The 14,477-nt window shown below is 65.4% G+C and carries 11 protein-coding genes and 1 riboswitch; of the genes, 3 read left to right on the top strand and 8 right to left on the bottom strand.

Annotation, left to right across the window (positions count from 1 at the left end):
* Nucleotides 1-9 precede the first annotated feature (9 nt).
* A complete protein-coding gene (glyS, locus tag EV663_RS09615) occupies nt 10-2,262 on the bottom strand; it encodes a glycine--tRNA ligase subunit beta (protein ID WP_132951584.1) in 2,253 nt (750 codons plus the stop codon).
* Nucleotide 2,263: 1 nt separating this feature from the next.
* Nucleotides 2,264-3,214 carry a glycine--tRNA ligase subunit alpha gene (locus EV663_RS09610; protein WP_132951583.1) on the bottom strand — a complete coding sequence of 317 codons (951 nt, stop codon included), beginning with the start codon at nt 3,212-3,214 and terminating at the stop codon, nt 2,264-2,266.
* Between the two features lie 182 nt (nt 3,215-3,396).
* Between EV663_RS09610 and EV663_RS09605 the strand changes: the two genes are divergently transcribed.
* Entirely contained in the window at nt 3,397-5,139 is a 1,743-nt protein-coding gene (locus EV663_RS09605; RefSeq protein ID WP_132951582.1) for a trypsin-like peptidase domain-containing protein, read from the top strand.
* Between the two features lie 37 nt (nt 5,140-5,176).
* On the opposite strand, the gene EV663_RS09600 is transcribed toward EV663_RS09605, so the two are convergent.
* From EV663_RS09600 to EV663_RS09580, 5 genes are all read right to left on the bottom strand, one after another.
* Complete coding sequence (locus EV663_RS09600; RefSeq protein WP_132951581.1) at nt 5,177-6,625, bottom strand: TrkH family potassium uptake protein; 1,449 nt, start codon at nt 6,623-6,625, stop codon at nt 5,177-5,179.
* A 41-nt stretch (nt 6,626-6,666) separates the two neighbouring features.
* Entirely contained in the window at nt 6,667-7,770 is a 1,104-nt protein-coding gene (gene folE2 / locus EV663_RS09595; protein ID WP_132951580.1) for a GTP cyclohydrolase FolE2, read from the bottom strand.
* A 127-nt stretch (nt 7,771-7,897) separates the two neighbouring features.
* Complete coding sequence (locus EV663_RS09590; protein WP_132951579.1) at nt 7,898-9,070, bottom strand: aminotransferase class I/II-fold pyridoxal phosphate-dependent enzyme; 1,173 nt, start codon at nt 9,068-9,070, stop codon at nt 7,898-7,900.
* A gap of 42 nt (nt 9,071-9,112) precedes the next feature.
* Nucleotides 9,113-9,191, bottom strand: a riboswitch (SAM riboswitch).
* A gap of 41 nt (nt 9,192-9,232) precedes the next feature.
* On the bottom strand, nt 9,233-10,519 hold the full coding sequence (locus tag EV663_RS09585; RefSeq protein WP_132951578.1) for a homoserine dehydrogenase: 1,287 nt from the start codon (nt 10,517-10,519) through the stop codon (nt 9,233-9,235).
* 92 nt (nt 10,520-10,611) lie between these two features.
* Entirely contained in the window at nt 10,612-10,860 is a 249-nt protein-coding gene (locus EV663_RS09580; protein WP_132951577.1) for a hypothetical protein, read from the bottom strand.
* 105 nt (nt 10,861-10,965) lie between these two features.
* On the opposite strand from EV663_RS09580, the gene EV663_RS09575 reads away from it, so the two are divergent.
* Complete coding sequence (locus tag EV663_RS09575) at nt 10,966-11,553, top strand: TetR/AcrR family transcriptional regulator (RefSeq protein WP_132951645.1); 588 nt, start codon at nt 10,966-10,968, stop codon at nt 11,551-11,553.
* 3 nt (nt 11,554-11,556) lie between these two features.
* Here EV663_RS09575 and purD read toward each other — a convergent pair whose 3' ends face one another.
* A complete protein-coding gene (gene purD, locus EV663_RS09570) occupies nt 11,557-12,819 on the bottom strand; it encodes a phosphoribosylamine--glycine ligase (protein ID WP_132951576.1) in 1,263 nt (420 codons plus the stop codon).
* 71 nt (nt 12,820-12,890) lie between these two features.
* On the opposite strand from purD, the gene xseA reads away from it, so the two are divergent.
* Nucleotides 12,891-14,438, top strand: a complete 1,548-nt coding sequence (xseA, locus tag EV663_RS09565) for an exodeoxyribonuclease VII large subunit (protein WP_132951575.1) — start codon at nt 12,891-12,893, stop codon at nt 14,436-14,438.
* The last annotated feature ends 39 nt before the right edge of the window (nt 14,439-14,477 follow it).

The following is a 14,477-nucleotide window of genomic DNA, read 5'->3' as shown; positions in this document are numbered from 1 at the left end:
CCCGTCAGACTAGCCCTCGATCCGTGTCAGGTCGGCCACCTTCAGGCAGGTTTCACGGATGTGGTGCAGCAGGTTCAACCGGTTGCGGCGCACGATGTCGTTGTCGGTGTTGATCTGTACCGCGTCGAAAAAGGCATCGATCGGTTCGCGCAGCTCCGCCATGGCCGACATGGCGGCGGTGAAATCCTCTGCCGCAAGCGCAGGTGCGATGGCCGCGTTGGCCTTGTCGAGCGCCTCGAACAGCGCCGTCTCGGTCGCGTCTTCGGCGAATCTCGCATCCGCCCCGAACCGATATTCGACGCCGTCCTTTTCCTCGGCCTGGGACAGGATGTTATTGGCCCGCTTGAACCCTTGGACGAGGTTCTCGCCATCTTCCGTCCCGAGCGCCGCATCCAGCGCCCGCGCGCGCCGCACCAGGAGGCTCAGGTCATCGGAATTCGGCATGGCCAGGCAGGCATCGATCACATCGTGGCGCACGCCCTCGCCGCGTAGATGGACTTTCAGCCGGTCATGGAAAAAGCCGATAAGGTCGTCGCTCATCGCGGGCAGGCGTTTGCGCATCCGCGCCAGCCATGTGCCCTCTTCGATCGCGAGAGGTTCATCCTTGTGGGTAAACCGGTCGATCAGCGCGTGAAAGGCCGCGCCGAACACGCCGTGTCGGGCGATCTCGTCCACCAGTTCCTCTAGGAAATAGACATCTCGCTCGTCTGCACTGTCGAGGTTCAGCGCTATGACATGAGTCAAAAGCTGCATATCGATCACCCGTTCCAGGCCGATGCGCAGGTCGTGATCCAGGATGATGCGGATCACCCCCAGCGCCGCGCGGCGCAGCGCGAATGGGTCCTTTGATCCGGTCGGTTTCTCGTCGATGGCCCAGAACCCGGCCAGCGTGTCCAGCTTGTCGGCCAGCGCCACGGCGATGGAGACCGGATCGCGCGGCAGGTCATCGCCGGGCCCCAGCGGCTTGTAATGCATCTCGCAAGCCGCGGCCACGCTGGCCGGCAGGCCCGCGGCCTCGGCGTAATAGCGGCCCATGACGCCTTGCAGCTCGGGAAACTCATAGACCATCTCAGAGGCCAGATCGAGCTTGGCCACGCGAGCGGCCTGTTCGACGAGGTCGGGCTCGGCGCCCACCGCCGGCGCAATCTCGCGGGCCAGATTGGCGATGCGGTCCATGCGCAGCGCCTGGCTGCCCAATTCGGCCTGGAACGTCACGTTGGACAGCGCATCGCGCCAATTCTCCATACCCGCACGTGCCTCGCGCAGGTCATTGGCCCAGAAAAACGCCGCATCCGAAAGCCGCGCCGACAATACCTTTGCGTTACCTTTCAGGATCGTCATGCCATCATCGGGTGTTTCGCGGTTGGCAACTGTCACGAATCGAACAATCCGGCCGGTTTTCGGGTCGCGCACCGAGAAAAACTTCTGGTGTTCCTTCATCGAGGTTTGCAGCACCTCGGGCGGCAGGCCCAGGAACGCCTCCCCGATCGCGCCCATGAGAACCACAGGCCATTCCACCAGGCCCGCAACCTCGGACAGCAAGCCCTTGTCCTCGACCACCTCCAGCCCGCTGGCAAAGGCGGCGTTGGTGGCGGCATGCCAGATGTGATCGGCACGCTCTTGCTGGTCCAGCATGACCTTGGCGCGCTTGAGCTTGATGGAATAGTCCTCAAAGGATGTGACGTGGAACGGTGCGGGCGCCATGAAACGATGGCCGCGCGTGGTATCGCCCGCGCGGATGCCGTCCACGTCCAGCGGCACGACCTCGGCGCCGTTTTCATCCGTGAGGATGCACAGGATCGATTGCAACGGCCGCACCCAGCGCAGGCTGCCCGCGCCCCATCGCATGGATTTCGGCCAGGGGAAGCTGCGGATCGTCGTCTCGAGAACCTCGGCCACGATATCCGCCGCCGGGCGGCCGGGCCTGTCGATGACCGCAAACCAGACCTGACCCTTCTTGTCGTCGCGGGCCTGCAACTGGTCGCGGGTCAGCCCGGTGGAACGCAAGAATCCCTCCAGCGCCTTTTCGGGTGCGTCCACACGCGGGCCCTTGCGTTCTTCGCGCTGGTCGGGGCTGCGGGCCGTCAGCCCCTCCAGCGCCAGTACCAGTCGGCGCGGGGTGGAAAACGCGCGCGCCGCCACATAGGTCAGCCCCGCCTCGACCAGCCCGTCGGTCACGCGCTTTTGCAGCGCCTCGCGGGCATCGGCCTGCATCCGCGCCGGGATTTCCTCTGAGAAAAGTTCGATCAGCAGGTCGGGCATATCACACCCCCTCGGCGGGCGCGGCGGCATCCGCCGTCCAGCCACCGGCATTGGTTTCTACAAAGGCATCCGCGCAGCGTTTCGCCAGCGCGCGGACCCGCCCGATATAGGCCTGCCTTTCGGTCACCGAAATCACGCCGCGCGCGTCCAGAAGGTTGAAGAAATGGCTGGCCTTGATGCACTGGTCATAGGCCGGATGAACCATGATGATGCGCTTGCCCGAGCGTGGGTCGTCCTGGGGATGGTCGAGAATGCGCAGGCATTCGGCCTCGGCCGCCTCGAAGAAATTCAACAGCTTTTCGGTATCGGCCACGTCGAAATTCCAGCGCGAATATTCCTCTTCGGTCTGGCGAAACACGTCGCCATAGCGCAGCGGAATGGACGCGTCGGGCGCATTGAAGGGCATGTCCATCACGTGGTCGATGCCCAGCACATACATCGCAAGCCGTTCCAGGCCATAGGTCAGCTCGCCCGAAACCGGGTGGCAGTCATGGCCGCCGACCTGTTGGAAATAGGTGAACTGGCTGACCTCCATGCCGTCGCACCACACCTCCCAGCCCAGGCCCCAGGCACCCAGCGTCGGGCTTTCCCAGTCATCCTCGACAAAGCGGATGTCGTGATAGTCGAAATCGATCCCGATCGCGGCGAGCGACCCGAGATACAGCTCTTGCAGGTCCGGCGGGCTGGGTTTGATCAGCACCTGGAACTGGTAATAGTGCTGCAACCTGTTGGGGTTCTCGCCATAGCGCCCGTCAGTGGGCCGACGCGAGGGTTGGACATAGGCCGCCGCCCAGGGCCGCGTGCCAAGGCTGCGCAGCGTGGTGGCGGGATGAAACGTGCCCGCACCCACCTCCATGTCATAGGGTTGCAGGATGGCACAGCCTTTGGCCGCCCAATAATCTTGCAACCTCAGGATGATTTCCTGAAAGCTCCGAGGCTTGTCCATGGTCATGTCGCGATGGCCCTTCATGCCCGAGAAAACGCCGCCTCAATAGGCAACCACCGTCCCGGGGTCAATCAAGCGCGCGAATGCAACGAGACTCTTGAGGTGCAATGCTGTGCGGGTTTGCTAATTTCCATAAGAGATTCGCCGCGAGTTTACATTTGTTTGCCATCCCGAGGGGACCGGACCCGATGAAAAGACTGTTCTTTATCCTTTTCCTGACGCTCGCCGCCGCGCTTCCGGTGCATGCGCAAGACCGATCATGGGTCCAGATCGAGGCACAGCCAGACCTGCAAACGGCGCAGGAACGTGCCAGTGCCTATTCCGGCGCGTTCCCCGATATCGCCGCCTTCAGGATGAGCACCGGATGGTATGCGCTGGCGCTCGGCCCCTATGCGCCCGAGCAGGCCGCCGCCGAATTGCGGCGCCTGCGCGCCGAACGGCTGATCCCGCGCGACAGCTTTGTCGCCGATGGTGCCGGTTTCGAAGGCCAGGTCTGGCCCGCGGCGGGCGCGCGTCCTGCGCCCGCAACACCCCCGGCCGCCCCGGCAACACCCGCCGCCGATCCCGCGATCCCCGCCCTTGACACCAACCCGCCGCCGCCGCCCGAGGAAACCCTCGCCCAGGCGCGGCGATCGGAACGCGAACTGGATCGCGATCAACGCGAACAGATCCAGATCGCCCTGAAATGGGAAGGTTTTTACGACTCGGGGATCGACGCGGCCTTTGGTCCGGGCACCCGGCGCGCAATGGCCGACTGGCAGGCGGCGCGGGGTTACGATCCGACCGGGGTTTTGACGACGCGCCAACGCGACAGGCTGTTGGGCGATTACCAGGCCCAGATCGCTCGCCTGGGAATGCAGCCGATCGAGGAAATCGAGGCCGGTATCCGCATAGACATGCCGCTAGGCCTGGTTCAGTTCGATCGCTACGAACCGCCCTTCGTGCATTTCGCCCCGCGCGATAATAGCGGTGTCCAGGCTCTCTTGATCAGTCAGCGCGGTGACCAGGGCACGCTTTACGGCCTTTACGACATCATGCAGACCCTCAAGATCGTACCCGTCGAGGGCGAGCGCAACCGCACACCGCGCGACTTCACCTTGACCGGACAAAACGCGCGGCTGCACTCTTACACCTATGCGATGTTGACCGGCGGAATGGTCAAGGGCTTTTCGCTGGTGTGGCAGCCGGGCGAGGAAAAGCTGATGCAGCGTGCCATCGCGATGATGCGCGAAAGCCTTGACTCGGTTCCGAACGTGGCGCTGGACGAAACACTGGGTGTGGCAACCCAGGAACAGCGAACCGGGATGCTGTCTGGTCTTGAAATCCGCACCCCCGAAAGCACGCATACCGGCTTTTTCATCGACGCAGCGGGCATGGTGCTGACCACGATCGAGGGGTTGTCATCCTGTGATCGCATCACCGTCGGCCCCGATCTGGACGCGACACTGGGCGCAACGGAACCTGGACTGGGCCTTGCGCTGTTGAAACCCTCGGCAACGCTGGCCCCGATCGCGCATGCTGCCTTCCAGGTGGCATTGCCCAGGCTGGGCTCTGATATCGCGGTGTCGGGCTTTTCCTATGGCGAGGCGCTGGACCTGCCGGTTCTGACCTATGGCAAGCTGGCCGACCTGCGCGGGCTGGGCGGCGAACAAGATGTGCAGCGGCTGGAAATCGAGGTACTTGAGGGCGATTCCGGCGGCCCGGTGCTGGATCAGACCGGCGCGGTTCTGGGGATATTGCTTCCGCCGCCGGGTGGTGATCGGCATTTGCCCGACAGCGTGCGCTATGCCGCCGATGTCGAGGCGATTTCCGCCTTTCTGACGGCCAACGGCATAAACCCCAGCGCGGCCAACGGCGCGGGCGCGATGCCGCCCGCGCGCCTCAGCCGTCACGCGGCGGACATGACGGTACCGGTTTCCTGCTGGAAATGACGATTGCGGGCGCGGGCGCGGGGCAAGGGCCCCGCGCTCAGGCCTGCCAGAATCTAACGGTCAGGATCGCGTAGACCACCAGCAATTCGAGGCGGCCCAGGAACATCGCCACCGTCAAGATCCATTTCGCAGTATCGTTGAGCCCCGCGAAATTGCCCGCCGGGCCGATCTGATCGCCCAGCCCCGGCCCGACATTTGCCAGCGCGGTTGCAGCCCCCGACAGGGCTGTGGTCGCATCCAGCCCGGTCGCGCCCAACAGAACCGAAATCGTGCCCAGCGTAACGACGAAGAATACGAAAAAGGACATCACCGAGGACAACACCTCGTCATCCACCGCCCGACCTTGGTAACGCGGCTGAAAGACCCCGTGCGGGGCATGGATCGACTTGATCTGCACGCGGATCGCCGAGAACAGCAACTGGTAGCGGAACACCTTGATCGAGCACGCGGTCGATCCCGAACACCCCCCGATCAACCCGATGAAGAAGAACAGGACCACCGGCAGGTTGCCCCAAAGCTGGTAATCGGTGCTGGCATAGCCCGTCCCCGAGATGATCGAGGTGACGTTGAAGACCCCCTCGCGGAAGGCGTGTTCGTAATGATCGTCGTTCACCATCACGCGGAACGCCGCCAGAAACAGGACCAGAGCAGATATGATTGCAAGGTAGACCCAGATCTGGCTGTCGCGCAGCAACGGCTTGGGCTGGCCTGCCAGCAACTGCACATAGCGCACGAACGGAAGGCTGGCGAGAATCATGAAGACCGAGGCCACGTATTCCGGCGCCCCCTGGAACGCCCCAAATGAGGCATCGGTGGTCGAGAAACCCCCGGTTGAAAGCGTGGTCAGCGCATGGTTCACCGCCTCGAATGGCGTCATGCCGACGGCCAGGTAGGCAAGCCCGCAAATGATCGTCAGGCCCAAATAGATCCAGGACAGGCCCGCGGCGATCTGCACCGCGCGGGGCAGGATCTTGCCCGAGGTCTCGAACGCCTCGGAGCGAAAGATCTGCATCCCCCCCACCCTGAGTTCTGGCAGGAACACCATCGCGACCACGATAATGCCGAGCCCCCCGAACCATTGCAGCATGGATCGCCACAGCAAAACACCCTGCGGCATGTGATCGAGACCGGCAAACACCGTTGCTCCGGTCGTGGTCATCCCCGACATCGCCTCGAAAAGGGCATCCACCGGCCGCGCCTCGGGCACGCCCAGAACGAAAGGCAGCGCCGCAAAGACCGGCAGCGCCAGCCAGACCCCCGATGCCACGAGAAAGGTCTGCTGCACTGACAGCCCCTCTTCGCTGCCATTGGCGCAGGCCAGCGCGATCAACCCGCCGGTCATGCCGGACAAAAGCGCCGCCTCGAAAAACGCGGTCCAGTTGGGATCACCCGCCCACAGATCAAAGGCCATGGGCACCAGCATCGAGGCACCCAGGATGGCCACAAGCAGGCCACAGACATATCCGACGGGACGCAGGTCAAGCATGGGTCAACGCTTGGCTGCGCCCGCCTGCCCTGTCAAGCGCCTCAGCCCGCGTGGATCAGCGTCGCGAACAGCTTTGGATCGAGGCTTTCACCGGCAAAGGTCGGCCCCTCGGTCAGGACGCTGATCGCATCGTGACTGTGCAGGCTTTCCTGGTGGCTGGCAACGACCCGGAAATCGCCTATGCGCGGATCACGCTGCAAGCCCTCGGCAAACAGCCGCGCGGCGTCCTCGACAAAGATCGGGTTGGCGGCATTGAGTTCGGCAAAGGCCTGTTCGTCCTCGCGTTTTACCATGACTTGGGTCTCTGTCGGCACGGCGGCGCGGCAAATCTCGATCAGGTCCTCGAACCACAGGCAGCCGACATCGGGCTCCAGCGCCACGGAAATGCGCGCGACCGAACGCTGCGAATGCGGCGTGGCCAATTGACCGCGTGCCTGTCGCGCATGTTCAGACAGTTCGAGCGAGCACGGGCAGGTCGAGCTGTAGACGTAATCGAGATGCATGATCTTGCGCGCCACGCCGGCCTGTTCCACCAGTTCCAGTGCAATGTCATAATACTGATAGCCCGACAGCCCCGAGCGCAGCGACCGCACCTTCATCGGAAACGAGAAGCGCATAGAGATACGAGCATCGAGGCTGTCCAGATCGGCCTTGTAGCTGTCCAGCGCCGCCTCGATCACCTCGAAACTGAAAGTGCGTTCCGCATGGGCATAAAAGCTGCGCATGATGCGCGACATGTTGATGCCCTTCTTCTCGGCCTCCAGGCTGACGCTTCCGGTGACAGAGGTTTCCAGCGTCAGATCGCCATTGTCGCGGGTGTGAAACCGGATCGGCAGGCGGAAATTCGAAATGCCGACATGCTGTATCTCGCGCCGCGCGCCGCGGATAAGGCTGGAGGGGCCGTTTTGCAGGTCAGGCAACGTCGCCTTGTAGGCGGCATCCGCTACGAAACGCTCTGGATAGCTGCGGCTGAGCGCGGGATAATCCGGCACCGGGCGGCCCGGCACCAGCCCATCGACAGCGGGATCGAGGGTATGACGTTCGGCCTCTGTGACCACCGACGCCCATTGGCGCAGGACCGCGAGCGCGCGTTCCGCGTCGTCGCGGGTCGGCTGACGGTCGATCTCGCGGTTGTGAATATTCATCGGGGCGCACTCCTTAGCAACCTCGGGGCCGGGTCACAAAGATGGGCGCGCGGCTGCGAAAGTCCAATTTTTTTCTGCGCTCCGACATGCGCCCCGACCAGAGGCCACCACCGGCTGGCCCAAATCGCTAAAGCAGGTCGAGTGCCGCGCTCAGGTCGGCGATCAGGTCGACGGGATCTTCCAGGCCAACGCTGAGCCGGATCAGCCCCGGCGTGATGCCAAGGGCCGCCTGCCGGTCGGCGGGCAGGCGTTGATGAGTGGTGGTTGCCGGATGCGTCGCAATGCTTTTCGCGTCGCCCAGATTGTTGGAAATCTGCCATATTTCCAAAGCGTTGAGCAGCCTGAACGCGCCCTCCTGCCCGCCCTCGACCTCGATCGACAGAACCGTGCCGCCCTCGGGAAACTGCGGATAACCCGGATCGCCGGGCAGGCCGGGATAGATCAGCTGCGACAGCCGGGGATGAGGCACAAGCGCGTCCGCAACCGCGCGCGCGCCCGCGGCCTGCGCGCGCACGCGCAATTCCAGCGTTTCCAACCCCTTGAGCATCACCCAGGCATTGAACGGACTCATCGCGCCGCCGGTATGTTTCATGTAGGTCTCTACGGGGCCGTGAATATCAGCCTCGCGCCCCAGGATCAGCCCGCCCAGGCACCGCCCCTGACCGTCGATATGTTTGGTCGCGGAATAGACGACCAGATCGGCGCCCTGTTCGATGGCCCGCGAAAAGACCGGGGTGACAAAGACATTGTCGACGACGACCTTCGCCCCCGCGCCATGGGCAATCGCGACGACGGCGGCGGCGTCGATCACCTCAAGCGTTGGGTTCGAGACGGTCTCGAAAAAGACCACCGCCGTGCCGGGGATGATCGCCGCGCGCCACTGGTCCAGATCGGTGCCGTCGACAAAGACCACCTCGACCCCGAAACGCGGCAGGATTTCCTCAAGAATATACAGGCACGATCCGAACAGCGCGCGCGCCGCGACGACCCGGTCTCCGCCCTTGACCAGTGCCATCAGCGCCCCGTTGACCGCCGCCATGCCGGATGCGGTGGCAAAGGCCGCCTCTGCCCCCTCCAGTGCGGCGATACGATCCTGAAGCATCGCAACGGTGGGGTTGCCGTAACGGGCGTAAATGAATTCATCCTTACCAGCGTGACGGAACCGGGCCTCGGCGGCCTCGGCGGTGGGATAGGCAAAACCCTGCGTCAGAAACAGCGCCTCGGACATTTCGCCATAGGCGCTGCGCCGCGTGCCTCCATGGACCGCCTGCGTGCGTTTCGACCAGTTTCGGTGACCCATCGCGCCCTCCCGCGCAAAGAAAACCCCCACCGTCCGAGACGTCGGGGGCAAGCCCTGGACTCTTTAGCGGCTTGTTTAACGTGGCCCGCAATCCGGCGAACAAATCACCACCGGTCGTGGCTACGCGCGGGTGCCGCCGGGGTCAAGCGGCAGCGGCCACCCTCAGACCTGTTCGATCCGCAGGGCGACCGGTTCTCCCACAACCACGCCCGTCGCGGCAAAGCCCGCCCGGGCGTGATCCAGCGCGTCGCGGGTGGTCTTGTGGGTGACGATCAGGACCGGCGCGGTTGGGTCCTTGTGCCGGTATTGGCGCATCCGGTCGATGGAAATCCCGGCCTCTCCCAGAACGGTGGCAACCTTGGCCAAGGCGCCGGGGCGATCCTCCAATTCCATCCGCAGATAATAGGGCGCTGCGGCACTGGCCCGCGCCGAGCGCGCGGTTGCCAGCCCCGCCGCGGGTTGGCCAAAGGTCGGCAGGCGGCAGCCGCGCGCGATATCCATGACGTCGCCCATGACCGCGCTGGCGGTCGGCCCCTCGCCCGCACCCGCACCGCGCAGCACCACCTGGCCAACCGAATCGCCCTCAAGCACCACCATGTTGGTCGGCCCCTCAAGCGTGCCCAGCGGCGAATGTGCCGGCACAAGGCAGGGCGACATCCGCTGTTCCAGGCCCCGGCCGGTCATCTGCGCCACGCCCAGCAACTTGATACGAAACCCCATATCGGCGGCATGTCGTATATCAACGATGGATACCCGCTCGATCCCTTCCAATTCGACCCCATCGAAATCGACACGCGTGCCGAACGCGATGGAAGACAGCAGAGCCAGCTTGTGGCCCGCGTCGATCCCGCCCACGTCCAGCGTCGGGTCAGCCTCTAGATAGCCCAGCGCGTTGGCCTCTTCGAACACCGTCTCGTAGGGCAGGCCCTCGCTTTCCATTCGGGTAAGGATATAATTGCAGGTGCCATTCATCACGCCCATCACCCGCTCGATCCGGTTGCCCGCCAGGCCTTCGGTCAATGCCTTGATGACCGGGATCCCCCCCGCGACCGCCGCCTCGAAACGGATCACGCGGCCCGCCTGTTCCGCGGCCTCGGCCAAAGCCTGGCCGTGAAGGGCAAGCATTGCCTTGTTGGCCGTGACCACGTCCTTGCCCTCGGCAAGCGCCGCCTCGGTCGCGGCCTTTGCCGGCCCGTCAGAGCCGCCCATGAGTTCCACCAGAACATCGACATCCTCGCGACGGGCAAGCGCGACAGGGTCGTCTTCCCACGCATAGGCCGAAAGATCGACCCCGCGATCCCTGGCCCGTGTCCGCGCGGACACGGCGGTGATGACCACCGGGCGTCCGCTGCGCTGTGCCAGAAGGTTGGCATGCGACTGCACGATCTTGACGACACCGGCGCCAACGGTGCCAAGCCCGGCAATGCCGAGGCGCAGGGGGGTGGTCATGGGCGATGCTCCCGGGTCAGGTCTGGGTTCGCGGGTTGTTAGCGCGAAGGGCCGCCCGGTGCAACGCGGCGCAGCGGGGCACGGCAGTCCGCCTAGATCGGTCGCAGGCGCAACAGCGCGGCGCGGTGGCGCAAATCGACGGCCCGCGCGGCCAGCCTCGCGCCATCATCAGACCCAGCCATCGGCTCGACCACCAAGGCAAGCCGCCCCATGTCCAGCGGGACGATACGCGGATAGTCCGCCACCGCGTTGCGGGCCGGAGCGGCAGCATCGATCTCGGGGAACTGGGCGCAGGCGGTCAGCAACAGCGCCCCCGCGATCCATCCGCCATGTCTCGTCATGAAATCCCCCGCGTTCATTGCGCAGAGCTTAGACGCCGCCCCGCGGCCCGGCAAGACGCGGCACGGGGGATTGAAATGAACGTGCGTTCATATAACCTTTGCCCCATGGCACGCACCTCCGGCTCTCATTCCGACATCACCGGCCCGCGGCTGCGCGCGGCCGCGCAAAGGCTGTTCGCACGGCAGGGCTATGCGGCCGTATCCATGCGCCAGATCGCGGCCGAGGTGGGGGTACAGGCCGGGGCCCTTTACAATTACATCCCCGACAAGCAGGGGCTGCTGTTCGACTTGATGAAATCCCATCTCGACGACCTGATCGCGGCATGGCAGGCCGAAGCCAAGGGACAAAACCCGCTTGACGCGCTGGAATGCTTTACCCGCTTTCACATCCGCTTTCACCTGGAAAGGCCCGACGCGGTGTTCATCGCCTACATGGAACTACGGAACCTGGAGCCCGAGAATTTCGCGGTGATCGAAGATCTGCGCAAACGCTATGAAACGGTGCTCGAGGACATCCTGCGCGCGGGCAAGGAAAGCGGCGTCTTTAGCCTGCCCGACACGAAACTGGCAACGATGGCCGTGATCGCCATGCTCACGGGCGTAACTACCTGGTACCGCGACGACGGGCGCCTGAGTCGCGACCGCATCGAGCGGATCTACTGGAACATGGTGCGCAAGGCCGTGGGCGCGTGACCCTTACAGCGCGCGCCACCCGATATCGCGGCGGTAGAACCCGCCTGGCCAGTCGATCCGGTCCACCATGGCATAGGCACGCTCGCGCGCCTCTTGCAGGGATGCCCCCCGCGCGGTGACGTTCAGAACCCGGCCGCCCGACGCGGTGATCCGGCCGTCTGCCTCTTTCGTTCCGGCGTGGAACACCATGTTCGTGCTGTCCTCGGGCAAGGCGTCCAGCCCGCTGATGACGCTGCCCTTTTCATAGGCACCGGGATAGCCCCTGGCGGCCATCACCACGGTCATCGCGTGATCTTCGGCCCAGTTCACCCGCGCCTCGGCCAGCCGCCCCTCGGCGCAGGCCAGCAGCAGGTCCAGCACCTGTCCGCCCAGCCGCATCATCAGCACCTGGCATTCCGGATCACCGAAACGCACGTTGTATTCCACCAGCCGCGGTTGGCCGTCCCGGATCATCAGGCCCACGTACAGAACCCCGCGATAGGGCGTGCCGCGCCGCGCCATCTCGGCCATGGTGGGGCGCACGATTTCCTCCAGCGCCTTGTCGCAGACCGCGTCCGCCATCACCGGCGCGGGCGAATAGGCCCCCATGCCGCCGGTATTGGGGCCGGTATCGCCCTCGCCCACGCGCTTGTGGTCCTGCGCGGTACCGATGGGCAGCACGGTATCGCCATCGCACAGCACGAAAAAGGACGCCTCTTCGCCCTCCATGAATTCCTCGATCACGACCTCGGCGCCAGCGCCGCCAAAGGCCCCGCCGAACATGTCGTCGATGGCGGCCTCTGCCTCTGCAAGGGTCTGGGCCACGATCACCCCCTTGCCGGCGGCCAGCCCGTCGGCCTTGACCACGATGGGGGCGCCTTGGGCGCGCAGATACGCCCTGGCCGCGTCCGCATCGTTGAAATGGCCGTAAGCGGCGGTGGGGGCGGCGCAGGCGTCGCAGATTTCCTTGGTAAAGCTTTTCGAACTTTCCAGCCGCGCCGCCGCGGCGCTGGGCCCAAAGCAAAGGATGCCCGCAGCCGTCAGCCGGTCGGCCACGCCGGCCGCCAGCGGCGCCTCGGGACCGATCACCACGAAATCCACGGCGTTTTCCTCGGCGAAACTGGCCACCGCGCCGCCATCCTCGATATCCAGTGCGGCGCATTCGGCCATCTGGGCAATCCCGGCATTGCCCGGCGCCACGATCAACCGGTCGCATTTGGGGTTCTGCTGGATCGCCCAGGCCAGCGCATGTTCGCGCCCGCCACCGCCGAGAATGAGGATATTCATGTGCCGCCCCCGCTTGGCCTTCGGTTCGCGGCGTTCTAGGCTCTGCCCCGCCCCAAGACAAGCGAGTGTCCATGCCCGACCTGATCGAAGATGACGGCCCCGCGCCCAACGCCCCCGAATTCACCGTCTCGGAAATCTCCGGCGCGGTAAAACGCACGGTCGAGGGCGCCTTTTCCCATGTCCGCGTGCGCGGCGAGGTGGGGCGCGTGTCGCGCCCACGCTCTGGCCATGTCTATCTCGACCTTAAGGACGACCGCAACGTGCTGGCCAGCGTCATCTGGAAAGGCGCCGCGGCCCGCCTTGCCACCCAGCCCGAAGAAGGGATGGAGGTGATCGCCACGGGGCGGCTGACCACGTTCGGCGGTCAATCCCGTTACCAGATGGTGATCGAGGATATCGCGCCCGCAGGCGCTGGCGCACTGATGGCCATGCTGGAAAAACGCAAGGCCGCGCTCAGCGCCGAGGGCCTGTTCGCGCCCGAACGCAAACAACCACTGCCCTATCTGCCCGAGGTGATCGGGGTGGTGACCTCTCCCTCGGGCGCGGTGATCCGCGACATACTGCACCGCCTGCGCGACCGCTTTCCGCGGCGCGTGCTGATCTGGCCCGTGGCGGTGCAGGGCGCAAGTTGCGCCCCCGAGGTGGCGCGCGCGATCCGCGGCTTCAACGCGCTGACGCCGGGCGGCGCCCTGCCCCGGCCCGACCTTCTGATCGTGGCGCGCGGCGGCGGTAGCCTTGAGGATCTTTGGGGCTTCAACGAGGAAATCGTGGTCCGTGCCGCCGCAGAATCGCAGATCCCGCTGATTTCGGCCGTCGGGCACGAGACCGACACCACGCTGATCGATTTCGCCGCCGACCGGCGCGCACCCACCCCCAGCGCCGCCGCCGAGATGGCCGTGCCCGTGCGGATCGACTTGATTGCAAGGCTGGACACGCTGGAGGCACGGCGCTGGGGGGCGCTGACGCGGTTGTTGCAACAGCGCCGCCAGCGCCTGGCCGACCTGTCGCGCGCACTGCCCCGTCCCCAGACCCTGGTAGAAAGCGCCGCACAAAGGCTCGACCGCGCGGCCGAACGCCTGCCCGCCGCCCTGCGCGCAAGAATCGTCCATGAAAAGCTGCGCCTGTCAGAGGCGGCGGCGGCCCTGCGCCCCGCCACGATGCGCCGCCGCCTTGCCGAGGACCGGCGGCGCCTGGACGACCGCGCGGTGCGGGTGCGCCCCGCCATGGACCGGCTGTGGCGCCAACGGCGCATGGAACTGGCCGCGCGTTCTGCCCGGCTGCGGCCCGAGAACCTGACCCGCCGGATCGACATGCAACGCGATCGTCTGGCCGAGTTGGACCGCCGCCTAGCCGCCGCACTCGCCACCGCGATGGACCGGCGCCACGCCCGCCTGGCGGCACTGGAACGTATGCGCGCAGGCCTCAGCTATACCGAAACACTGCGCCGGGGCTTTGCCGTGGTGCGCGCTGGCGAAACGGTCGTCACGACCCGCGCCGCCGCAGAAACCGCCAGCGCGCTGGAAATCGAATTCCACGACGGGCGCTTGACCCTGGGCACCCGCCGCATCGCGCCGGGCCGCAAACCGGGAAACCCGCCCGAACAGGGCAGCCTGTTCTGAGGCCGCAGCCCTGTCGGGCACGCAAGGCGGGGCTGCGGC

This window comes from Rhodovulum bhavnagarense (genome assembly GCF_004343505.1).
In the GTDB taxonomy this organism is placed as follows: Bacteria; Pseudomonadota; Alphaproteobacteria; order Rhodobacterales; family Rhodobacteraceae; genus Rhodovulum; species Rhodovulum bhavnagarense.
This window is presented reverse-complemented; position numbering and strand designations above follow the sequence as displayed.

Coding starts and splice junctions, on each gene's coding strand:
- glyS (WP_132951584.1), bottom strand. CDS start 2,262: ATGCCCGACCTGCTGATCGAACTTTTCTCAGAGGAAATCCCGGCGCGG.
- EV663_RS09610 (WP_132951583.1), bottom strand. CDS start 3,214: ATGACCATGGACAAGCCTCGGAGCTTTCAGGAAATCATCCTGAGGTTG.
- EV663_RS09605 (WP_132951582.1), top strand. CDS start 3,397: ATGAAAAGACTGTTCTTTATCCTTTTCCTGACGCTCGCCGCCGCGCTT.
- EV663_RS09600 (WP_132951581.1), bottom strand. CDS start 6,625: ATGCTTGACCTGCGTCCCGTCGGATATGTCTGTGGCCTGCTTGTGGCC.
- folE2 (WP_132951580.1), bottom strand. CDS start 7,770: ATGAATATTCACAACCGCGAGATCGACCGTCAGCCGACCCGCGACGAC.
- EV663_RS09590 (WP_132951579.1), bottom strand. CDS start 9,070: ATGGGTCACCGAAACTGGTCGAAACGCACGCAGGCGGTCCATGGAGGC.
- EV663_RS09585 (WP_132951578.1), bottom strand. CDS start 10,519: ATGACCACCCCCCTGCGCCTCGGCATTGCCGGGCTTGGCACCGTTGGC.
- EV663_RS09580 (WP_132951577.1), bottom strand. CDS start 10,860: ATGACGAGACATGGCGGATGGATCGCGGGGGCGCTGTTGCTGACCGCC.
- EV663_RS09575 (WP_132951645.1), top strand. CDS start 10,966: ATGGCACGCACCTCCGGCTCTCATTCCGACATCACCGGCCCGCGGCTG.
- purD (WP_132951576.1), bottom strand. CDS start 12,819: ATGAATATCCTCATTCTCGGCGGTGGCGGGCGCGAACATGCGCTGGCC.
- xseA (WP_132951575.1), top strand. CDS start 12,891: ATGCCCGACCTGATCGAAGATGACGGCCCCGCGCCCAACGCCCCCGAA.